The 22,030-nt window shown below is 64.3% G+C and carries 20 protein-coding genes; 9 read left to right on the forward strand and 11 right to left on the reverse strand.

The window, feature by feature from the left end; genetic code table 11:
- Positions 1-71 precede the first annotated feature (71 nt).
- Positions 72-920 (forward strand): cache domain-containing protein, encoded by an 849-nt coding sequence (locus DNK59_RS02055; RefSeq protein WP_110722123.1) that lies wholly within the window; start codon positions 72-74, stop codon positions 918-920.
- A gap of 56 nt (positions 921-976) precedes the next feature.
- Here the strand turns inward: DNK59_RS02055 and DNK59_RS02060 are convergent, their stop codons facing one another.
- Positions 977-2,491, reverse strand: coding sequence for an MDR family MFS transporter (locus DNK59_RS02060; RefSeq protein WP_110722124.1), 1,515 nt, complete (start codon positions 2,489-2,491; stop codon positions 977-979).
- A 404-nt stretch (positions 2,492-2,895) separates the two neighbouring features.
- Here DNK59_RS02060 and DNK59_RS02065 point away from each other — a divergent pair, with 404 nt between their 5' ends.
- A complete protein-coding gene (locus DNK59_RS02065) occupies positions 2,896-3,810 on the forward strand; it encodes a helix-turn-helix domain-containing protein (RefSeq protein ID WP_110722125.1) in 915 nt (304 codons plus the stop codon).
- Here DNK59_RS02065 and DNK59_RS31875 read toward each other — a convergent pair.
- Both DNK59_RS31875 and DNK59_RS02070 read right to left on the reverse strand, forming a co-directional pair.
- The gene (locus DNK59_RS31875; RefSeq protein ID WP_016968420.1) at positions 3,803-3,979 is read right to left on the reverse strand and encodes a hypothetical protein; all 177 of its coding nucleotides are present in this window, start codon (positions 3,977-3,979) and stop codon (positions 3,803-3,805) included. The two genes, DNK59_RS02065 and DNK59_RS31875, sit on opposite strands and share 8 nt — an antisense overlap.
- Positions 3,980-4,108: 129 nt before the next feature.
- Positions 4,109-5,014 carry a LysR family transcriptional regulator gene (locus DNK59_RS02070; RefSeq protein ID WP_110722126.1) on the reverse strand — a complete coding sequence of 302 codons (906 nt, stop codon included), beginning with the start codon at positions 5,012-5,014 and terminating at the stop codon, positions 4,109-4,111.
- 114 nt (positions 5,015-5,128) lie between these two features.
- Here DNK59_RS02070 and DNK59_RS02075 point away from each other — a divergent pair, with 114 nt between their 5' ends.
- Positions 5,129-6,013: an MBL fold metallo-hydrolase gene (locus DNK59_RS02075; protein WP_110722127.1), complete on the forward strand. Its 885-nt coding sequence runs from the start codon at positions 5,129-5,131 to the stop codon at positions 6,011-6,013.
- 68 nt (positions 6,014-6,081) lie between these two features.
- A complete protein-coding gene (locus DNK59_RS02080; RefSeq protein WP_110722128.1) occupies positions 6,082-6,696 on the forward strand; it encodes an NAD(P)-dependent oxidoreductase in 615 nt (204 codons plus the stop codon).
- A gap of 117 nt (positions 6,697-6,813) precedes the next feature.
- On the opposite strand, the gene DNK59_RS02085 is transcribed toward DNK59_RS02080, so the two are convergent.
- Complete coding sequence (locus tag DNK59_RS02085) at positions 6,814-7,695, reverse strand: LysR substrate-binding domain-containing protein (protein ID WP_110722245.1); 882 nt, start codon at positions 7,693-7,695, stop codon at positions 6,814-6,816.
- 144 nt (positions 7,696-7,839) lie between these two features.
- On the opposite strand from DNK59_RS02085, the gene DNK59_RS02090 reads away from it, so the two are divergent.
- Positions 7,840-9,477, forward strand: coding sequence for a 5-guanidino-2-oxopentanoate decarboxylase (locus DNK59_RS02090; protein WP_110722129.1), 1,638 nt, complete (start codon positions 7,840-7,842; stop codon positions 9,475-9,477).
- Entirely contained in the window at positions 9,474-10,922 is a 1,449-nt protein-coding gene (locus DNK59_RS02095; RefSeq protein ID WP_110722130.1) for an aldehyde dehydrogenase family protein, read from the forward strand. Before DNK59_RS02090 ends, DNK59_RS02095 begins: the two co-directional genes overlap by 4 nt.
- 25 nt (positions 10,923-10,947) lie before the next feature.
- Here DNK59_RS02095 and DNK59_RS02100 read toward each other — a convergent pair whose 3' ends face one another.
- On the reverse strand, positions 10,948-11,877 hold the full coding sequence (locus DNK59_RS02100; protein WP_092311110.1) for an AraC family transcriptional regulator: 930 nt from the start codon (positions 11,875-11,877) through the stop codon (positions 10,948-10,950).
- Between the two features lie 328 nt (positions 11,878-12,205).
- On the opposite strand from DNK59_RS02100, the gene DNK59_RS02105 reads away from it, so the two are divergent.
- Positions 12,206-12,571: a putative quinol monooxygenase gene (locus DNK59_RS02105; protein ID WP_110722131.1), complete on the forward strand. Its 366-nt coding sequence runs from the start codon at positions 12,206-12,208 to the stop codon at positions 12,569-12,571.
- Positions 12,572-12,580: 9 nt separating this feature from the next.
- Positions 12,581-12,853 carry a hypothetical protein gene (locus tag DNK59_RS02110; protein WP_092311116.1) on the forward strand — a complete coding sequence of 91 codons (273 nt, stop codon included), beginning with the start codon at positions 12,581-12,583 and terminating at the stop codon, positions 12,851-12,853.
- A 9-nt stretch (positions 12,854-12,862) separates the two neighbouring features.
- Here DNK59_RS02110 and DNK59_RS02115 read toward each other — a convergent pair whose 3' ends face one another.
- Positions 12,863-13,492, reverse strand: a complete 630-nt coding sequence (locus DNK59_RS02115) for a flavin reductase family protein (RefSeq protein WP_110722132.1) — start codon at positions 13,490-13,492, stop codon at positions 12,863-12,865.
- A 165-nt stretch (positions 13,493-13,657) separates the two neighbouring features.
- A complete protein-coding gene (locus DNK59_RS02120; RefSeq protein ID WP_110722133.1) occupies positions 13,658-14,227 on the reverse strand; it encodes a heme utilization protein in 570 nt (189 codons plus the stop codon).
- A gap of 386 nt (positions 14,228-14,613) precedes the next feature.
- On the opposite strand from DNK59_RS02120, the gene DNK59_RS02125 reads away from it, so the two are divergent.
- Positions 14,614-15,369: a hypothetical protein gene (locus DNK59_RS02125; RefSeq protein ID WP_110722134.1), complete on the forward strand. Its 756-nt coding sequence runs from the start codon at positions 14,614-14,616 to the stop codon at positions 15,367-15,369.
- An 83-nt stretch (positions 15,370-15,452) separates the two neighbouring features.
- Here the strand turns inward: DNK59_RS02125 and DNK59_RS02130 are convergent, their stop codons facing one another.
- From DNK59_RS02130 to DNK59_RS02145, 4 genes are all read right to left on the reverse strand, one after another.
- Positions 15,453-16,775: an MFS transporter gene (locus DNK59_RS02130; protein ID WP_110722135.1), complete on the reverse strand. Its 1,323-nt coding sequence runs from the start codon at positions 16,773-16,775 to the stop codon at positions 15,453-15,455.
- A 274-nt stretch (positions 16,776-17,049) separates the two neighbouring features.
- Entirely contained in the window at positions 17,050-18,384 is a 1,335-nt protein-coding gene (locus tag DNK59_RS02135) for a sigma-54 dependent transcriptional regulator (protein ID WP_110722136.1), read from the reverse strand.
- A complete protein-coding gene (locus DNK59_RS02140) occupies positions 18,378-20,144 on the reverse strand; it encodes an ATP-binding protein (protein WP_110722137.1) in 1,767 nt (588 codons plus the stop codon). Before DNK59_RS02140 ends, DNK59_RS02135 begins: the two co-directional genes overlap by 7 nt.
- Before the next feature lie 153 nt (positions 20,145-20,297).
- Complete coding sequence (locus DNK59_RS02145; protein ID WP_016963246.1) at positions 20,298-21,821, reverse strand: fumarate hydratase; 1,524 nt, start codon at positions 21,819-21,821, stop codon at positions 20,298-20,300.
- Positions 21,822-22,030: the final 209 nt, after the last annotated feature.

Below are 22,030 nucleotides of genomic sequence, written 5' to 3' on the forward strand. Positions count from 1 at the left end.
TTGCTGAATACTCGACCATATCCTGCCGCCGTCTACGCTCTTCACACGCCAACTTGAACGAGGAGCGAGCGATGAGGCGAGTGAGGAAAACTACCTGGCTGGGATGGCTGCTGTGCCTATGCATCGGATCGCTGCAGGCGGCGGTACCGGCGGCCGATGATGGGGTGGCGGCCCGCGCGTTGCTGGAAAAGGCCCTGCGCCATTACCACGAACAGGGTGACAAGGCGTTCGCGGCGTTCAGTCGTCAGGGTGAGTTCGTCGATCGTGATCGTTATGTGTTCGTGGTCGATACCCGGGGCGTGATGCTGGCCAGCGGTGGCCCTTCGTCGGCGCTGATTGGCCGTGATGTCTCCGAGGTACTGGGGCCGGACCTGCGCAAGGCGTTCAAGGACGCGCTGAAGATTCCCGAGGCCAATGGCATCCAGCAGGCCGAATACCGCTGGCAGAACTGGGCCGACGGCAAGATCGAGCGCAAGCATGTGTATTTCCAGCGTATCGGCGAGCGCATCCTGGCAGTGGGGTACTACCTGCCACGGGCCTCGGCCGACCAGGCCAAGGCCTTGCTGGAGCGTGCGGCCACGGCCTTGGAACACGATCGCGCGGGCACTCTCAAAGCCATCAATGATCTGCGGGGCGGGTTTCTCGAAGACGATTTGTATGTGTTCGTGGTCGACCTCGACAGCCGGCGCTATCTGGCCCACGGCACCAACCTGCGGCTGCTCAACACCGATTTCGCCAAGGTCAGGGATCCCGAGGGCAAGCCGGTGGGGGACCCGATCCTGGCGCTCATGGCTCGCCAGGACCAGGGGGAATACCAGTACCGCTGGAAGAATCCGGTGACCGGTAAGGTCGAAGACAAGCACGCCTTTCTGCGCAAGGTGGGCCGGTTGCTGGTGGCGGTGGGGTACTACAGCCCCTGAGTCGCGGTTCCGGGCCGCCAGCCGCTTTGCTCCGGCGGCTGGCTGCGGGGGATCCCTCAGGCCTTGTCTTCACGCCCGCGCAACAGCCGGTTGGGCATGGCAATGGCCGCCGCCAGACCCAGCAGGGAAACCCCGGCGCTGACCAGCAGCAGATGCCGGAAGGTCAGCAGCAGTTCGCTGCGCAAGGCCTCCCGCGCGGGGCCGGGGGCGGCCTTCAGACCTTCCAGCAGGGCGTTGCCGGATGAGCCCTCGCCCATCAGCCCGGCGCCGCTTAAATGGGCCAGGCTGGAGTCTTGCAGCAAGGCCAGCAGCAGCGCCGACATCAGCGCCACGCCCACCGCACCGCCCAGGGCGCGAAACAGGTTGGTGGTGCTGGTGGCGACGCCGATGTCCCGCTGCTCCACCGAATTCTGGCTACCCACCAGGGAGGTGGGGAACTGCATGCCGCTGGCGATTCCGCAGAGCAACATGCACAGGCTGCTCGGCAGCAGCGCCTGGGGCGGCACCAGGGCCATGCCGAGAATCGCCACCGGCATCAGCAGCGCACCACCTAAGATCATGGGTTTATAGCGGCCGGTCACTGAGGTCAGGCGGCCGGCGCAGTAGGCGCCCATGGGCAGGCCCATGGCCAGTGGCAGCAGATGCAGGGCGGCGCTGTCTGCTCCGGCCCCGGTGATGCTCTGGAAGCGCAGCGGCATCAGCACGATCAGCGAGATGGCCTGGAAGCTGGTGAAGAAGATCGTGCACCAGCACAGCAGCGCATTGCGGTTGGCGAACAGGTGCATTGGCAGCAGGGGTTCCCGGGCCCGCCGTTCATGCCAGACGAACAGGGCCAGGACGATGACGGCGAGGGCCAGCAGGTTGAGCACCTCGGCACTGCGCCAGGAATGGCCCTGGCCCACCTGGGTGATGCCCAGCAGCAGGGCGCTGAGACCGATGATCAGCAGCACGGTGCCGAGGTAGTCGATGATCGGTTTGCGCTGGGGCACCGGCAGCCCGACCAGGGTGCGATGGGCCACCCACCAGGCGCCCAGGCCCAGGGGCAGGTTGATCAGAAATACCCAGCGCCAGGAGAGAAACTCGGTCATGTAGCCGCCCAGTACCGGGCCGGCGACGCTGGCCACCGCGTACATGCTGCTGAAGTAGCCCTGGTAGCGACCGCGCTCCCGGGGCGGGACTATGTCGCCGATGATCGCCTGACTCACCGAGATCATGCCGCCGGCACCGATGCCCTGGAAGATCCGCGCCAGCACCAGTTGCTCCATGTTCTGCGCCAGGCCGCAAAACAGCGAAGCCAGGGTGAACAGGCCCATGCCGAACAGCATCAGCCGTCGCCGGCCATAGAGATCGCCGAGCTTGCCGTAGATCGGCACGGCCACGGTCATCGCCACCATGTAGCCGGAGATGACCCAGGCCAGCAGGCTGACATCCTTGAATTGGGCGGAAATCGCCGGCATGGAGACAGCGACGATGGTCTGGTCCAGGGCGCCGAGAAAGATCGCCAGCATCAGGGCGATCAGCACGCTGCGGATGGCCGGTTTGGTCGGGACGGGTTGTTGGAAATGAGTCACGAAAGAACCTGCGGGCGGTAATTGACCCGGTGCGGCACAGCCGGCGGGGATAGGCGTCAGTGTACTCGATAGGGAGCTATCGGATAGCTCGGCAAGCCAGGTCCCCGGTGATTTTCATGCAGGTTTTTTCAACTCGGGGTATCGCGTCAGACAGTCTCGGCCGCCAGGTTTCGGAAAAGCTTTGTGGTACTTGCTGATGCCGGGTAATGGGACGCATTCTGTATAGTGTTGGCCCTGTGCCGGTCGCCTGAACCTTGACTGTACGAACGTTCGTTGGTGTTTGCGGTGCTTGCATTTTTCCTGGGTGAACCTGTCAACTGATCGGTGCAACCTGGCAGTTACCCCGAGCATTTCGCCCATCGGTGCAAATGTCCCCCCGTTACTCTGAGGCCTGGACTGTAGTGATGAACAAGCCTGCCCTTGCGCCCATTCCCGTGTTCAAACTCTATGGCGAAAGCCTGGGCTGGCCCACCCCGGACCTGCTTCATTGCGAACCCATCAGCCAGCGCAGTCGCGAGCACCATTGGGAAATAAAACCCCATCGACACGCCGACCTCTGCCAGTTGCTGTTTATCAGTCGCGGGCAGGCGCAATTGCAGGTCGAAGGCCAGCACAGGCTGCTGGACGAGCCGCTGGTCCAGGTGTTGCCGCCGCTGTCGGTGCACGGCTTTCGTTTTTCCGAAGACATCGAGGGCTTTGTCGTGACCCTGGCCGCGCCGTTGGTCAGCCATTTGCAAGCTCAACTGGGGCCCTCGGCAACCGCCCTGGCGAAGTCGGGCAGCTATCCGGCCGGGGAGGATGCGCACTACCTGAACGTCCAGTTCGCCGCCCTGCAGAACGAATACCAGGGACAGCAACCTGCCCGGGAAATGCTCATGCATGCGCTGGTGAGCACGATAGTGGTCTGGGTCGGGCGCCGCGCTCTGCAGTGCAGCAGCGCCAGTCAGCGTCCGCAGCGCGCACGGGAATATTTCAACGGCTTCATCCAGTTGGTCGAGGCCCACTACCGCGAGCATCTGAAGGTCGAGGATCTGGCGCAGAAACTCGGCATCTCGGTGTCGCACCTCAATGGCACCTGTCGTGAGCTGGCCGGGCAACCGGCGCTGCAGATCATCCACCAGCGCCAGTTGCTGGAAGCCAAGCGCCTGCTGACCTACACCGGGATGACCATCTACGAGATCTCCGATGAGTTGGGGTTTTCCGATCCCACCAACTTCACCCGGCTGTTCCGCCGCCGCGAAGGCATCTCGCCCAAGGTGTTCCGTGATCGGCTCAAGGCCGATCAGGCCGGAGACGACCTGGCCTCGCCGCTCACCTGAGGGCGTTCAGGGTGGCGTTGTGGGGGATGCAGCGTTCCAGGTTGCAACTGGCATAGTTGCGCGGCTGCATGCGGGCCTGCTCGACGCGATAGGCCGCGGTACCGTACAGCGCCAGAGTCACGGTGCAGGTCATGAAGATGGCCAGGTACCTTCTTGTCTTGACGTTCATGGCGAAGACCTCTGAAGCAATACCCCCGTGATTTTAGGGGGTACTGTTATCAGCATAGGTCAGTTGCCGGTGCCTGCCAGACCGCTGGCCGGTCTGATTGGCGAGGTATTCAGCCGATCGATTGCATGGCTAAAGCCCCACGTCCCAGAGCGGTTCCTGGGGGAATCTCAAGACCAGGAAGTCCAGCATGCTGCGCAGGGTGGCGGGCATGTGTTTGCGCGAGGCGTAGACCGCGTACATGTTCATCTTGCGCGGCTCGGCATGGGTTAGCAGGCGCACCAGCTCCGCGCGCTTGATGTGCTCCCCGGCCTGATAGCTGGGGAGCATGGCGATACCGGCGCCGGCCATGGTGGCGCGCAGCAGGGTGCTGGCTTCGTTGGCGCTGATATTGCCCTGTACCGGCACTGACACCTGCTCGCCGTCCTGTTCGAAATGCCACAGGCTCTTGCCGAAGTAGGAGTGGGTCAGGCAGTTGTGCCGGCTCAACTCTTCCACCCGTTGCGGCGCCGGGTGTTCGCGCAGATAGGCCGGGGACGCGCAGATCACCGATCGGCAGACGGTCAGGCGGCGGGCGATCAGGTTCGGGTCCAGGTCATTGCTGGTGCGAATGGCCAGGTCGATGCGCTCATCCACCAGGTTCACCGTGCGGTCGAGCATCTGCAGGTCGATGCTCACGCCCGGATAGCGTTTGACGTAGTCGGCCATGGCATCGGCCAGTTGCGATTGGCCGAACGAGGTACTGACGCTGATGCGCAGCAGCCCGCGGGGCGCGTCGTCAGGCTCGCCGACCGCCGCCTGCATGTCGTGGGACAGCTCCAGCATCTGTCGGCAGCGGGGCAGGATCTCGCCACCGGCGGCGGTCAGGCTCAGCTTGCGCGTGGTGCGGTGCATCAACCGGGCACCGACCCAGTCTTCCAGTTCCGCCAGATAACGTGAAACCACGGGACGCGACAGGTCCAGGTGGTCGGCGGCAGCCGACTGGCTGCCCAGGTCGACGACGGTGACGAAGACCCGCATTGCTTGGAGACGATCCATGATTTGCCCGCTTTCAGAAACAAACTATGTTCAAGCATCGCATTTTTTGTAACGAGTCTGGCAACTAAGCTTTGTCCACTTCTCACCCAGTCCACTGATGCCGGAGCTGCCTTCATGATCGGATTCACCTCACTCAAACGCCTGCTGTTGGCCACCGCCACCCTGGGTTTCGCCGCCCATGCCGCAGCCGCCGAGCCCAGCCTGAAGCTGGATGTCTACAACCCGGGCGCCAATGCCATCTTCCCGGTGACTTCGGTGCTGGTCAGCGGCAAGAAGGACGCGATCCTGGTGGATGCCCAGTTCGGCAAGTCCCAGGCCCAGCAACTGGTGGAGAAGATTCGCGCCAGCGGCAAACACCTGACCACCATCTACATCAGCCACGGTGACCCGGACTACTACTTCGGCCTCGACACCCTGACCGCCGCCTTCCCCGACGCCAAGGTCGTGGCTTCGCAGCCGACCGTGGATCACATCAAGGCCACGGTGGACGGCAAGCTGGCGTTCTGGGGCCCGAAAATGGGCGCTGACGTGCCGGCCAAGACCATAGTGCCGGGCGTGCTCAAGGGCCACAGCCTGACCCTGGAAGGGCAGAAACTCGACGTTATCGGCCTGGACGGCAAGCAACCGGACCGCAGCTTTGTCTGGATTCCTTCGATCAAGGCCGTTGTCGGTGGTGTAGTGGTCGCGGAAAACATCCACGTGTGGATGGCCGATACTCAGACTCCGCAGTCCCATGCGGACTGGCTGAGCACCCTGAAGACCATCGAGGGCCTGCAGCCCAAGACCGTGATCCCTGGGCACTTCCTGGGTGACAGCGCGCGGACCCTGGCCCCGGTGCACTTCACCGCGGACTACATCAAGGCCTTCGACGAGGAGACCACCAAGGCCAAGGATTCCGCCGAGCTGATCGCGGCCATGAAAAAGCGTTACCCGGACCTGGGCGAAGACAGCTCCCTGGAGCTGAGTGCCAAGGTCGCCAAGGGCGAAATGAAGTGGTGAAACCGTTCTGATCCGCCCCTTGCGGGGGCGGATGCTTCTGTACTCTCTTAGCCAACTGGAGACACATCATGAGCAACATCGCAATCATTGGCGCCACCGGCCGTGCCGGTAGCCAACTGCTGGAAGAAGCCCTGCGTCGCGGCCATAGCGTCACCGCCATCGCTCGCAACACGGCGAAGATCGGCCAGCGTGCCGGTGTGGTCACCCGCGAAGTGGATGTGGCCGACAGTGCTGCGCTGCAGGCGGCAGTGGCCGGTCACGACGTGGTGCTCAGTGCCGCGCATTTTTCCACCATCCCGGCCAGTGCCATCATCGACCCGGTGAAAAAGGCCGGGGTCAAGCGTCTGCTGGTGGTCGGCGGGGCCGGTTCGCTGTTGCTGCCCGGCGGTAGCAAGGTCATCGACAGCCCGGGCTTCCCGGAGGAATACAAGGCCGAGGCCAGCGCCGGTGGCGTGTACCTGGACACCTTGCGCAAGGAGCAGGAGCTGGACTGGACCTTCCTCTCGCCGTCGGCGGAGTTCGTCGAAGGTGAGCGTACCGGGCACTTCCGCCTGGGCCAGGACGATCTGCTGGTCAGCGCCGAAGGCCGCAGCTGGATCAGCTTTGCCGACTACGCGATTGCCATGCTCGATGAGGTGGAAAAACCGGCTCATCGCCGCCAGCGCTTCACTGTCGGTTACTGATCAACCGCCGATTGCCTCGCTAGTCGCCAGTTGTAGGCGGCTAGCGGGGTATTGCGGCAAAAGCTGGAGGCCCCTCGCGGGCCTTTTTGCTGTCTACCGGCATCAGGTTTTTCTCGTTCAGCGCTGTCGGGCCTGCTCCACCAGCCAGTCCAGCAGTTCCTGCAAGGCCGCCGAAGGGCCCGGGCGCTCCGGGTACACCAGGTAATATGCCTGCCCCGTGGGCACCTTCAATTCAAAGGGCATGACCAGCCGCCCGGCACTCAGGTCGTCGCCAATCAGCGCCCAATCGCCAATCGCCACGCCTGTGCCCTGGGACGCCACCGACATGGCCAGGTCCAGGGTTTCGAAGTGCTGGCCCTTGCCCAGGGTGTCCAGCGGCGTGCCCGCGGCCTTGAGCCAGGTCTGCCAGTCCCGTTGGTCGTGGGATGGGTGCAACAGCAGGTGCTGTTGCAGGTCGGCGGGGCTTTTGAGTGGCACCGCGCCTTCCAGCAGCGGCCGCGAGCAGACCGGGGTCAGCTGTTCATTGAACAGGTGCCGCGAGCCCAGGGTCGGGGGTGGCGGCGCGCCATACATCACCGCCGCGTCAAACGGCTCGCGGCCGAAATCCACCCCGTGGGCAATGGTCGTGGTCAGTTGCACCGGCACCTCGGGGCGTTCCTTCTGCCACTGCAGCAAGCGCGGCAGCAGCCAGCGCATCACGCAGGTCGGAGCCTTGAGGCGCAGGTGGCGATTGCGCCCGCCGATCTCGTCCACCGCGCCATTGATCAATTCGAACACCTGCTGCACCCGCGGCAGCCATTCCTGACCCTCGGCCGTCAGGCTCAGGCCGCGAGCGTGACGCTGGAACAGCGGATAACCCAGGTGACTTTCCAGCCCGGCGATCTGCCGGCTCACGGCGCCTTGCGTGATGTGCAACTGCTCGGCGGCGCGGGTGAAGTTGCAGCACTGGGCGGTGACCAGAAAGGTATGTAGGGCGGGCAGGGGAGGCAGGCGTTTCATGGGGAGCCAAGGCATGACGTGGGGACATGGCTAGTATGACTTTTTATCCATTGTTGCGGCTACCGGCGCGCCGTTCCAATAGCCCTCTCCCGGCGCCCGGCAGTAGCGCCCGCCGGGTACCCAATCAATAAGAAGGGCGATGAGATGGCGACGTGCGGTGAAGTACTGGTCAAGTTACTCGAGGGCTATGGCGTCGAGCAGGTGTTCGGCATTCCGGGGGTGCATACGGTCGAGCTGTATCGTGGGCTGGCCCGTTCGCCGATCAATCACGTCACCCCGCGGCACGAACAGGGGGCCGGTTTCATGGCCGATGGCTACGCCCGCACCAGTGGCAAGCCCGGCGTGTGTTTCATCATCACCGGTCCCGGCATGACCAACATCACCACGGCCATGGGCCAGGCCTACGCCGACTCGATCCCCATGCTGGTGATCTCCAGCGTGCAGACCCGCAGCCAGCTGGGCGGCGGGCGCGGCAAGCTGCACGAGTTGCCCAACCAGAGTGCGCTGGTCAGTGGCGTCGCGGCGTTTTCCCACACCCTGATGAGCGCCGACGAGCTGCCGGCGGTGCTGGCCCGGGCCTTTGCCCTGTTCCAGGCCGGGCGTCCGCGGCCGGTGCACATCGAGATTCCCCTCGATGTACTGGTCCAACCCGCCGATCACCTGCTGGCCAGCGAGCCGGTGCAGATCGCCCGTGCCGGGGCCGCCCCGGCGGCTGTCGCGCAGATGAGCCAGTTGTTGGCCAACGCCAAGCGTCCGCTGATCCTCGCCGGTGGTGGCGCCATCGAGGCGGCGCAATCCCTGACGCTGCTGGCCGAGCTGCTGCAAGCGCCGGTGGCCCTGACCATCAACGCCAAGGGCCTGTTGCCGTCGGCGCACCCGCTGCTGATCGGCTCCACCCAGTCGCTGGTGGCGACCCGGGCCCTGGTGGCAGAGGCCGACGTGGTGCTGGCCATCGGCACCGAACTGGCGGAAACCGATTACGACGTGACCTTCGCCGGTGGCTTTGAAATTCCCGGCACTTTGCTGCGCATCGATATCGACCCCGACCAGACCGTGCGTAACTACCCGCCGAAAGTGGCACTGGTGGCCGATGCGCAGATGGCCGCCCAAGCGCTGCTGGCAGAATTGTCCCTACAGCCCTTGAGTACCCGGGACGCCAACTGGGGCTCGGTTCGGGCAGCGGCCCTGCGCAGCGAACTCGAGCGTCTCTGGGATGCTCCGACCCGAGCCCAGACCCGGTTGCTGGAAACCGTGCTCGAGGAGTTGCCGGAGATCGTCGTGGTGGGCGACTCCACCCAGCCGGTGTACAGCGGCAACCTGACCTTCAATCCCGAGCAGCCGCGGCGCTGGTTCAACGCTTCCACCGGCTACGGCACCCTGGGTTATGCCTTGCCGGCGGCGATTGGCGCCTGGCTCGGCGGCGGCGCGCAGCCCAGCCAGCGCCGGCCGGTGGCCTGCCTGATCGGCGACGGAGGCTTGCAGTTCACCCTTGCGGAACTGGCCTGCGCGGTGGAGGCGCGGACCCCGGTCATCGTCCTGTTGTGGAATAACCAGGGCTATGAAGAGATCAAGAAATACATGGTCAACCGCGCCATCGAACCGGTGGGCGTCGACATCTACACTCCGGATTTCATCGCCGTGGCCCAGGGCCTGGGGTGCGCTGCCGAGCGTATCGACACCGCCGAGCAACTGCGTGCCGCGTTGCGCATGGCGGTGGATCGCCAGGGCCCGACCCTGATTGAAATCGACCAGAAGCGCTGGACCCAGGGAGTCTCGGCATGAGCGCGCAAGCGGCGTTGAACGGGCTGTACATCGACGGCCAATGGTCCGCGGGCAACGCGCTGTTGCAGGTCATCAGCCCCGTTACCGAGGCCCCGTTGGCGCAGGTGGCGGGGGGCGGTGCCGAGGCCGTGGATCAGGCCCTGCGGGCTGCCACCCGGAGTTTTGCGCGCTGGTCGCACAGCAGCGGCGCCGAGCGCGCCGCGGTGCTGCGCAGGATTGCCCGTGGCGTGGCCGAGCGCCGTGAGCGCCTGATGCACTTGCAGTCGAGCAACAACGGCAAGCCGCAGTTCGAAGCCGCGATGGACGTGGACGATGTGATTGCCACCTTTGACTATTACGCCGGGCTGGCCGAGGGCCTGGATCAGGCTCAAGACGCCGAGGTGGCGCTGCCCAGCGCCGACTTCGGCGCCCGCTTGCGACGCGAGCCCTGTGGCGTGGTCGGGTTGATCGTGCCGTGGAACTTTCCCATGGTCACCACCGCCTGGAAGCTCGCGCCCGCTCTGGCGGCGGGCTGTTGCGTGGTGCTCAAGCCTTCGGAAGTGACTCCGCTGGCGGAGCTGGAGCTGGCGGCGATCATTGCCGACAGCGGCTTGCCCGATGGCGTGTTCAATCTGGTGTGCGGCACCGGCCTGGCTGTGGGCGCACCCTTGGCGGCGGACCCGCGAGTGGCGAAGATCTCGTTCACCGGCAGCAACGCAGTGGGGGTTCAGGTCATGCAGCGGGCGGCAGAAACCGTCAAGGGCGTGAGCCTGGAACTGGGCGGCAAGTCATCGCTGCTGGTGCTGGCCGATGCCGACCTGGACCTGGCGGTAGAGCTGGCCTGTGGCGGCGGCTTCTTTAATGCCGGGCAGATGTGCTCGGCCACCAGCCGGGTGTTGGTCGCCGACGAACTGGCCGATGATTTTCTCTTGCGGCTCAAGGCCCGGGCCGAGGCTATTCGGGTTGGCGACCCGTGCGACCCGGAGGTGACCATGGGACCCCTGGTCAATCAGGCGCAATACCGGCGCGTGCTGGCGCACATCGAGCGCGGCTTGAATGTCGGCGCCAGGCTGGTGTGTGGCGGCGGCCGTCCGGCGGGATTGACCCAGGGCTTTTTCATCCAGCCCACGGTGTTCACCGAAGTGTCGCTGGACAGCGCCCTGTGGCGCGAAGAGATCTTCGGCCCGGTGCTGTGTGTGCGCAGTTTCAGCAGTGAACAAGAGGCGGTCGCGCTGGCCAATGACAGCGAGTTTGGCCTGGTGGCCAGTGTGGTGGGGGCGGACCTGGACAATGCCGAACGGGTCGCCAATGCCCTGCAGGCCGGCCTGGTGTGGATCAACGCGCCCCAGGTGATCTTTCCCCAGACTGCCTGGGGCGGCTACAAGCAGAGCAGCATCGGCCGCGAACTGGGCCCCTGGGGCTTGCAAGCCTTCCAGGAGCTCAAACACGTCATCCGCGCCCTGTAGGAGCCGGCTTGCCGGCGAACCCGGGTTACCCGCCAACCCGCAGGCGCGCCATATCCCGCAAGGGCGGCGCGCCAAACAGTCGGCTGTATTCGCGGCTGAACTGCGACGGGCTTTCATAGCCGACCCGGTAACCCGCCGCCGAAGCCTCCAGCCCTTCGGCCAGCATCAGGCGCCGGGCTTCCTGCAGGCGCAGCTGTTTCTGGTACTGCAACGGGCTCATGGCGGTCATGGCCTTGAAGCGATGGTGCAGGGTCGAGACGCTCAGGTTGACTTCCCGGGCCAGGTCATCGATGCGCAACGGGTGGACGAAATTGCCGTTGAGCCACTTGATGGCCTGGTTGACCCGGTGGCCCTGGCTGTTGGCGGTGGCAATCTCATACAGGCGGTGGCCCTGGGGGCTGCGCAGCAGGCGATAGAGAATCTCCCGGCGCACCAGGGGCGCGAGCATGGCGATGTCTTTCGGGGTGTCCAGCAGGCGGGTCAGGCGCAGCACCGCGTCGAGCATCGCTGGGTCCAGGCGTTCCACGTACAAGCCGCGCCCGGTGGGGCGGGTGGGTACGCCCAGGGGGCCGGCGTCGGCGATCAGCGCATTGATTTCGCCGGGGTCGATGTCCAGGCGCAGGGCCAGGATCGGCTCCTGCGGCGAGACGATCGCCACCTTGCCGCTCAGTGGTACGGAAACCGAGACCACCAGGTAATTCAGCGGGTCGTAGTTGTAGCTTTCATCGGCCAGGCGCACTTCCTTGCGGCCCTGGGCCATGATGCATAGCGCCGGTTGCGCCAGCACCGAGCCGAAGTGATGGGAGCTGCTGTGGCGCGAGACGAACAGCGAGTCGATGGCGGTGGCGTAGCTGCCGTCTTCGACGGTGTTGCGCGCGATGATCGCGGCCAGTTCCACGCGCTGGCGCTCCATCTCCGGAGCCAGGGGCGGCGGCAGGGTATCCAGTGATGACATGGGGCGCCTCGGGGTGTTTGCAGTTGGCACAGCTTAAGTTTGTGCAAGAGTCGCGGGTAGGCGAATCCTGCGTAAAACTTGCCTGATCCTGCTGCTTGCCCGCGCGATAGGCAAGATGCGCCGACGCTCGGGCGCGTCACTTGCTTGAAACGCCGGTGTAACGCTTTTGTCCCCTTCCGTCGCCCAAGCGATGCAGGAAGCTGCTTGTCGCAGGATTGGGCAAATCAACGGCAGAAATCGACTAACGCGCGAAAGGGCCCGCCCCGTATCGTTGATCCTGTCGCAGCCCGTCCCTGGCTGCCTCGACAACACCCTGGGAGGGTCGTACATGTCCACGCATATTCCGCTCAGTCACATGGTCTTTGTCCGAGCTCGGGCCGGGCGCTCCAAGGAACTGGGCGCGCGCTTGAGCAGCCTGATCGAGCCGTCGCGCCAGGCCAGCGGTTGCCTGCACTTTGCCCTGCAGCATTCGCAGTGCGATGCCGACCTGTGGCTGGTATCAGGCTTCTGGAGCAGCCAGCAGGCGATGACCGCCTATTTCAGCTCGCCGGCCATGGCGATCTTTACCGAGCTGGTGCAGGAGCTGGTGGTCAACAGCCTGGATTTTCATACCTTCAGCACGGTGTCGGCGCTGCAAGCCCATGGCGAATACGCCCAACTGCAGCATGCAGCGCTGCACAAGCTGGCCAGTTGAAGGTTTAGAATGGCCGACTTTTCATTGGCCAGGACTTGCAACATGGCACGCAAAGAGTTTGCACACTACGAAGCCGTTTCCGCTGTGGTTCCCGGGGAGGGCGGATACAGCGCCGCCATCGCCGTCAAAGCCCTCGGAGCATCGGGCGCCCCGCGTTTTCACAAGGTCCTGGATCAGCAGAAGTTCAAGACCGCCCATGACGCCGACCAGGCTGCCGCGCAACAACTCGAACAGTTGGCCGACGTCGATCAGGACGGCGAATTGAGCTGGAAAGCCGACTGATTCGCCGCGTTACTTGACCGCCCCCGGGCGGTGCATCTTGAACAATGCTTCCGGCCCCAGCTGGAAGTAATCCGCCGGCCCGCCGCCGCGCAGAATCGGCTCTGCCGCGGCGGTGTCGTAGATCCCGTCCTTGAGCAGCCTCTTGGCAATGTGCACGGCGACCACCTCGCCGAGGATCAGCCAGCTCGGCACCAACTCCTTGTCCGCCCGCTGCAACTGAATGATCTGGGTGACCTTGCACTCGAAGGACACCGGGCTCTCGGCTACCCGCGGCACACTGATGACCTTCGACGCCACGGGCGTCAGGCCGGACAGGGCGAACTCGTCGACCTCAGGGGCAACCGCGGCGCAGCTCTGGTTCATCTGCTCGGCCAGTGGCCGGGTGGCCAGGTTCCAGGCGAATTCACCGGTGGCCTCGATGTTGTTCAGGCTGTCTTTGCGCCCGACGCTGGAGAACCCGATGATCGGCGGAATGTAGTTGAAGGCATTGAAGAAGCTGTAGGGCGCCAGGTTCAGCCGGCCTTGTGCATCCTGGGAGGAGATCCAGCCGATGGGACGCGGGCCGACGATGGCATTGAACGGGTCATGGGGCAGACCGTGGCCCAGGGCGGGTTGGTAGAAGTGGATATCGTCGGACATGGCTCAAGGTTCCTGCTGTGGGGCGAGTGAAGGGCGCCATAGTGCAGTGAGCACTGCTCGAATTCCAGCGTTCCAACCCCCGGTTCGGGCCGCTGATGGAGGATCTTTGCGCAGCACAAAAGACTAAGCCCGGCCGAAGCCGGGCTGTGATGTCAGGTGAATCGATCAACTGATGGTGGCGGAACCGGTACGGTCGTAGCCATCGGCAGCGAAGGTGGCGGAACCGGTGCGGTCGTAGCCGTCTTCAGCGAGGGTGGCGGAACCGGTGCGATCGTAGCCATCGGCAGCGAAGGTGGCAGAACCGGTGCGGTCGTAGCCGTCTTCAGCGAGGGTGGCGGAACCAGTGCGATCGTAGCCATCGGCAGCGAAGGTGGCAGAACCGGTGCGGTCGTAGCCGTCTTCAGCGAGGGTGGCAGAACCGGTGCGATCGTAGCCATCGGCAGCGAAAGTGGCGGAACCGGTGCGGTCGTAGCCGTCTTCAGCGAGGGTGGCGGAACCGGTGCGATCGTAGCCATCGGCAGCGAAGGTGGCGGAACCGGTGCGGTCGTAACCATCGGCAGCGAAGGTGGCGGAACCGGTGCGGTCGTAACCATCGGCAGCGAAGGGGGCGGAACCAGTGCGGTCGTAACCATCGGCAGCGAGGGTGGCGGAACCAGTGCGGTCGTAGCCATCGGCTGCGAAGGTGTTGGCAGCCAGTACCGACAGGGTCAGGGCAAGGATCAGTTTGGTTTTCATGGCAGTGTCTCCGGGTTCGTTGAGGTGTTTGCGTTGGGCTTGATGTGAATCCTACTCCGGTAAATTTGATTAAAAAGCGCAAATAAATGCTTGTTAAAATCGAATTTATCGATGTGTGTAGGGGCGTCACTCACCGCCGATCAGCGCATTCAGGCCTCACTACAGATACGGACCAAGTCGCAACTTGGATTCAGTAGCAGACTAAGAAATCGGCATTAACTGATCGTTAATGGCTCAGTCCACGGGCAGGAAAGGATTAAAAGAAACCATCAACGGTTTTTTCATTCGGCCCCGACCTATTTTTCACCCCCGAGCCTTCAGCCTTCGCGCAGGTCTGCAACCCACGACAGGCCATTTCGAATGCGACCCTTGGAGCTCCTTGATCGATGAACAAACTTCCCCAGATCACCCTGGCCTTCTGGGTCATGAAAATCTGCGCGACAACCTTGGGGGAAACCGCCGGTGACCTGCTGTCGATGACCCTGAATGTCGGATACGCCATCAGCTCGATGATCCTGATCAGCGTATTCCTGCTGACCCTGATCACCCAGCTATGGTCCAAGACCTACAACCCGGTGCTGTACTGGATCGTGATTCTCTCCACCAGCACCGCCGGCACCACCATGTCGGACTTCATGGACCGTACCCTGGGCCTGGGCTATGCCAGTGGTTCGTTGATCCTGATCGGGATTCTGCTGGCGATCTTCGCCGCCTGGCGCCTGAGTGGCGATTCGCTGAACGTCAACAAGATCCAGACCTTTCGCGGCGAGCTGTTCTATTGGATGGCGATCCTGTTTTCCAACACCCTGGGCACCGCACTGGGCGATTACCTGGCGGACGATTCGGGGCTGGGCTTTGCCGGCGGGGCGTTGCTGATCGGCTCGACCATTGCCGTGGTGGCCCTGCTCAAGTACTGCACCAGGCTCTCGTCGGTGTTGCTGTTCTGGGTGGCCTTCGTGCTCACCCGGCCGTTCGGTGCGACCCTGGGCGACTTCCTCACCAAGTCCCATGAAAAGGGCGGCCTGGATTTCGGCACCATCGGCTCGTCGGCGGTACTGGCGGGGATTCTGCTGGTGATGATCGTCGGCGCATCCTGGGCGCAGAACCGCTACGCGCGCCAGGGTGCCGCCGAACTCTCCTGATCTGTAGCAGTCGGCTTGCCGACGAAAGCCTCCCCACAGATCGCGAAACAGCGCCCGGGCCTTGCACCCGGGCGCTGTCGTTTTCAGTCGGTCTCGATCCGCGAATGCTTGCGGGTGTCCTTCATGGTCGCGTAGACCAACAGCGAACAGGCGATGCAGGCGGTGACGTACCAGTAGTAGCCGGTTTCCATGCCGATGCTCTTGAACCACAGGGCGATGTATTCGGCGGTGCCGCCGAAGATCGACACGGTCAGTGCATAGGGCAGGCCCACGCCCAGGGCGCGGATTTCCGTGGGGAACAGCTCGGCCTTCACGACCGCGTTGATCGAGGTATAGCCGCTGACGATGATCAGCGCCGCCATGATCAGGAAGAACGCGCCCCACCAGGTCTGGATGGTGTGCAGGGTGGTGAGGATCGGTACGGTGAACAGGGTGCCGAGGATGCCGAAGGCGATCAGGATCGGCCGCCGGCCGACCTTGTCCGAGAGCGCACCGATCACCGGCTGCAGGCACATGAACAGGAACAGCGTGGCGGCAGAAATGGTGGTGGAGTCGGAAATGCTCATGCCGACGGTGTTCACCAGGTATTTCTGCATGTAGGTGGTGTAGGTGTAGAAGGCCAGGGTGCCGCCCATGGTCAGGCCGACCACGGTCATCAACTCCTTGGGATGACGCAGCAGGGTGCGCATCAGGCTTTCTTTCGGCTTTTCCTTCTTCTTGGTGAAGGACTCGGTTTCTTCCATGCCGCGACGCAGGTACAGCGCTACCACGGCACACAGGGCGCCGATGCCGAACGGAATCCGCCAGCCCCAGGATTGCAGCTCCTCGGTGGTCAGGATGTTCTGCAGCACGATCAGTACCCCCAGGGCGATGAGCTGGCCGGAGATCAGGGTCACGTACTGGAAGCTGGAGAAGAAGCCGCGACGTTCCTTGGTCGCCATCTCGCTGAGGTAGGTGGCCGAGGTGCCGTACTCACCGCCTACCGACAGGCCCTGCATCAGGCGCGCCAGCACCAGCAGGATCGGGGCGCCGACGCCGATGGTTTCGTAACCCGGGGTCAGGGCGATGATCAGCGAGCCGAAGCACATCAGCAGTACCGACGCCATCAAGGCGGCCTTGCGGCCTTTGCGGTCGGCGTACAGGCCCATCAGCCAGCCACCGATCGGGCGCATCAGGAAGCCCACGGCGAAGATCGCCGCGGTGTTCAACAGTTGCGCGGTGGTGTCGCCCTTGGGGAAGAAGACCTTGGCGAAGTACAGCGAGAAAGCGGCGTAGACGTACCAGTCGTACCACTCGACCATATTGCCCACGGAGCCGCTGAAGATCGATTTCAGGCGGCTGGCGGTGGTCTTTTCAGTGGCGGGCACAGCCGCCGACCCAGCAGGCAGGGTATTAGAGATATCCATGACGGATCCTTCTATTCATTGTTTTTGTGGAGCGCGCGCAAGCGCAGCCTGCAGGGGCTGTAGCAGGACCTGTGCCAAGGGTGAAATGCCCGGAATAGAGGGGTTTGAACGGTGGTGATGAGCGGAAATCCGCCGATTGGCGGCGACGCCATGAGCGGAAATATGCCAAGGGGGCGGTGGCAAAGTGCAAGCTTTAAGCCGCAAGCTTAGCGTTTGGCTTGCCGCTTGCCGCTTGCCGCTTGCCGCTTCTGCTGCTGTTGCTGCTGTTGCTGCTTCAGCTGTCTTTGAGGAACATTTCCCGGGTCAGGCCGTGCCGCTGCATTTTTTCATTCAGGGTCCGGCGTGGCAGTTGCAGTTCGTTGAGCACGGCCTTGATCTCGCCCTTGTGGCGGGTCAGGGCGGCGCGCAGGCATTGGGCCTCGAAAGCTTCCTGCTGCGCGGCCAGGGAGGGGCCGGCTTCGAGGACGTCGGCCTGCGGCTCACCGAGGCCCAGCACCTGACGCTCGGCGGCGTTGGCCAGTTCGCGCACGTTGCCTGGCCAGTCGTGACTGAGCAGGCGGCTCAACTGGGCGCCACTCAAGGGCGCGACGCTGCGTCCCAGGCGCTCGGCGGCGGCCCGGGCGAAATGCTCGTAGAGCTGTGGAATGTCTTCGCGACGCTCGCGCAAGGGCGGCAGGCGCAGTTCGGCCACGGTCAGGCGATAGGCCAGGTCTTCGCGGAAACGTCCGGCTCGGGCTTCCTCCAGCAGGTCGGGCTTGGTGGCGGCGATCACCCGCAGGTCGACCTTGATGCTCTGGTTGGCGCCCAGGCGTTCCAGCTTCTGTTCCTGCAACACCCGCAGCAGCTTGACCTGTTGGGCCAGGGGCATGCTTTCGATCTCGTCGAGAAACAGCGTGCCGCCGTCGGCGTATTCCAGCTTGCCGATGCGCTTGCCCTGGGCGCCGGTGAAGGCGCCACTTTCATGGCCGAACAGTTCGGCCTCGAACAGCTGCTCGGGGATCGCCGCGCAGTTCAGGGCCACGAAGGGTTTGCCGGCCCGGGGGCCGAAATCATGCAGGCAACGGGCAACCAGTTCCTTGCCACTGCCGGTTTCGCCGCGGATCAGCACGTTCACCGGCAGGGCGGCCAGGTCCAGCACTTGGCGGCGCAGGGTCTGCAGGGCCCGGGACGCTCCGAGCAAGGTGGCGTCGAGCTTGGCCCGGCTGTCGGCCTGCTGGTGCAGGTGGCGGTTTTCCAGGACCAGGCGGCGCTTGTCCAGGGCCCGGCGCAGGCTGCTGAGCAGGGTGTCGGGGCTGAAGGGTTTTTCCAGGAAGTCATAGGCGCCGTCGCGCATGGCCTCCACCGCCATGGGTACATCACCGTGGCCGGTGAGCAGGATGATCGGCAGGTCAGGGTCCAGGCGCTGGACCTGGGCCAGCAGTTCCAGGCCACTGATACCGGGCATGCGCACGTCGCTGAGGATCACCCCGGGAAAGTTCTTCGGCAGTTGCGCCAGGCAGTCCTCGCCACGGCTGAACAGCTGGACGCTGAACCCCGAGAGGCTCAGCCACTGCTCGACGGCGCTGCGGATACTGGCTTCGTCATCCACCACCATCACCGAGTTCAGCATTGGATATGGGCCTCCAGGTCGATGGGCAGGCTCAGGGTGAACACGGCGCCCTGGTCGCGGTTGGCGGCGCTCAAGCGGCCCCCCAGTTCATGGACGATGGCGTAGGACACCGCCAGGCCCAGGCCCAGGCCATCGCCCACCGGCTTGGTGGTGAAGAACGGGTCGAACACACTCAGCAGGTGTTCTTCGGCGATCCCGCCGCCGTTGTCGGCCACCCGCAGTTGCCACAGCTGGTCCTCGGCTTCGAGGCTGATCTGCAGGTGTTTTTCGGGCTTGTCCTGCATGGCGTCGAGTGCGTTGCGCAGCAGGTTGATCAGCACCTGCTCCAGGCGGATGGCATCGCCGCGTACCCAGGCCGGGCGGGTCAGGTGCAGCTCGACCTGGATGTTTTCGCCACGCAGCCGGGTTTCCAGCAACTGCAGCGACTGGTCCACCACCGCGGCCAGATCCAGGCGTTCGCGCAGGCCGCTGGGGCTCTTGCGGGCAAAGGTCTTGAGATGACTGGTGAGGGCGGCCATGCGCGTCAGCATGTCGTCCAGGGGCCGCAGGGCCTTGTAGGCTTCATCCACTCGGCCGTGTTCCAGCAGCAGCCGCAGCGTGGCCAGTTGCATGCGCTGGGCGGTCAGGGGCTGGTTGATTTCATGGGCCAGGGCCGCGGACATCTGCCCCAGGGCTGCCAGCTTGGCCGATTGCACCAGGCCTTCCTGGGCGGTGCGCAGGTCCCGGGTGCGTTCTTCCACCAGCTGTTCCAGCTCCTGGCGATTGCGCTGGCGGATTTTCCCCAGGCGCCAGCGCTGGCTCAAGAACAGCAGCAGGAACACCAGGGTCAGCCAGGCGCCGGCGGCGGCGAGGCCGGCGTTGCGGCTTTCCTCGAAGACGCTCGCCGGTTTGCGCAGCAGGTGCAGGGTCCAGCCTTCGGCGCTCAGCGGCAGGGATTCCCACAGGTAATTGGCGACACCGTCGGGGCCGTCGACCCGGGCCAGGCTGCTGTTGGCATCGAACCGTTGCAGGGCCGTGTGTTGCAGCGGGGTCAGGGGTTGCTTGTCGTACTGGCGGGTCAGCCGGATGTCCGCCAGATCGTTTTCGGACAGCGGCTGCAACTGCCGATAGCGCCAGCCGGGCTGGTTGGCGATAAAGATGATGCCTCGCGAGTCGCTGACCAGGAGGGTGTCATTGCCCTGGCTCCATTCGTGTTCCAGCTCGGGAAACTCCAGCTTGACCACCATGGCCCCGAGGAAGTCATCGTTGTCGGCCTTGACCGCGCTGGAGAGGAAATACCCGGGAATCCCGCTGGTCACGCCCACCGCGTAGAAGCGTCCGCTGCCCTGGCTGCGGGTCTGCTTGAAGTAGGGGCGGAAACCGTAGTTGTGGCCCACGTAGCTGCTGGGCAACTGCCAGTTGCTGGCGGCCACCGCCAGGCCTTCATGGTTGAGCAACTCCAGGGTCGAGGAGCGGGCGGCGCCGTTGATCTTTTCCAGCTTGCGGTTCAGCTCATCCTGGGTCTGTGCCGTGACCGGCCCCTGCAGCGCCGCACGCAGTTCCGGGTCCAGGGCCAGCACCGCCGGCAGCGCGCGATAGCGCTCGATCAGGGTGTGCAGGGAGTTGGCGTAGAGTCCCAACTGCTCGTTGGCGCGAGCCGCCTCTTCCACCAGTGCCAGGCGCTCGGCGTGGCGCATGGCCAGGCCGGCGCTGATTACGGTGCCGGCGAGAATCACCAGGATGTAGAACGTCAAGCGTAGAGGGCGAGAGATCTGGGCCATGAGTCGGGGCAGGCTGCAATGGGGGCGGGAACGATAGCATGAGCGCCGGGTGTAACGTTGATCGCCGACAGTGTCGCGAAAGGGCGCGGCATAAAAAAAGCGGCGGGCCGTTGTCTCAACAGCGCCGCCGCTTTGGCCAAACCGGAGAAGGGCTTACTGCACTTCTACCGCCAGGCTGTCACTGATCTTTTTCTGCCAGATGGCAGGACCGGTGATGTGCACCGACTCGCCTTTGCTGTCCACGGCGACAGTGACCGGCATGTCCTTGACCTCGAACTCGTAGATCGCTTCCATGCCCAGTTCGGCAAAGGCCAGGACCTTGGACTTCTTGATCGCCTGGGCCACCAGGTAGGCGGCGCCGCCGACGGCCATCAGGTACACGGCCTTGCTGTCCTTGATCGCCTCGATCGCGGTCGGGCCACGCTCGGACTTGCCGATCATGCCCAGCAGGCCGGTCTGCTCGAGGATCTGCCGGGTGAACTTGTCCATCCGCGTGGCGGTGGTCGGACCGGCCGGGCCCACCACTTCGTCGCCGACCGGATCAACCGGGCCGACGTAGTAGATGAAGCGACCTTTCAGATCCACCGGCAGGGTTTCGCCTTTGTTCAGCATCTCGACCATGCGCTTGTGCGCAGCGTCGCGGCCGGTGAGCATCTTGCCGTTGAGCAGCACGGTTTCGCCCGGTTTCCAGCTCTGTACTTCTTCCGGGGTCAGGGTGTCGAGGTTGACCCGACGCGCCGACGGACCGGCTTCCCAGACGATTTCCGGGTAGGCGTCCAGAGGCGGTGCCTCCAGTGCGGCCGGGCCCGAACCGTCGAGCACGAAGTGCGCGTGGCGGGTGGCGGCGCAGTTGGGGATCATGCACACCGGCAGGGACGCGGCGTGGGTCGGGTAGTCCATGATCTTCACGTCGAGCACGGTGGTCAGGCCGCCCAGGCCCTGGGCGCCGATGCCCAGCTGGTTGACCTTCTCGAACAGCTCCAGACGCATTTCTTCGATGCGGTTGGACGGGCCGCGAGCCTTGAGCTCGTGGATGTCGATGGATTCCATCAACACTTCCTTGGCCATCACCGCGGCTTTCTCGGCGGTGCCGCCGATGCCGATGCCCAGCATGCCCGGTGGGCACCAGCCGGCGCCCATGGTCGGCACGGTCTTCAGGACCCAGTCGACGATCGAGTCGGACGGGTTGAGCATGGCCATCTTCGATTTGTTCTCGGAGCCGCCGCCCTTGGCCGCCACGTCCACTTCCACGGTGTTGCCCGGGACGATGGAGTAGTGAATGACCGCTGGGGTGTTGTCCTTGGTGTTCTTCCGGGCACCTGCCGGGTCGGCGAGGATGGAGGCGCGCAGGACGTTTTCCGGCAGGTTGTAGGCGCGACGCACGCCTTCGTTGATCATGTCGTCCAGGCTCATGGTGGCGCCGTCCCAGCGCACGTCCATGCCCACGCGAACGAACACGGTGACGATGCCGGTGTCCTGGCAGATCGGCCGGTGGCCGGTGGCGCACATGCGCGAGTTGATCAGGATCTGCGCCATGGAATCACGGGCGGCCGGCGATTCTTCGCGCAGGTAGGCCTCGTGCATCGCCTGGATGAAGTCCACGGGGTGGTAGTAGGAAATGAACTGCAGGGCGTCGGCAACGCTCTGAATCAGGTCGTCTTGCTTGATCACGGTCATGAGTCGCGCTCCTCTAAAAGACGGGAACATTTAATAAGGTGGCTGCAGCGGGGTACATCGGTCGGTTGCAGGCACCTTCTAAGGCACGCCGGACAGACAACTGGCGCGACGCTAAAAAGGCGCGGCAGTATACCGCGCCTGGGGGCCCGGCACACCCGCCAGCCGGGCAAACGAAAGTCGCCTATCGGATGGGCACTGTTCTTGCCTGG

This window comes from Pseudomonas sp. TKO26, assembly GCF_003225665.1.
In the GTDB taxonomy this organism is placed as follows: Bacteria; Pseudomonadota; Gammaproteobacteria; order Pseudomonadales; family Pseudomonadaceae; genus Aquipseudomonas; species Aquipseudomonas saponiphila.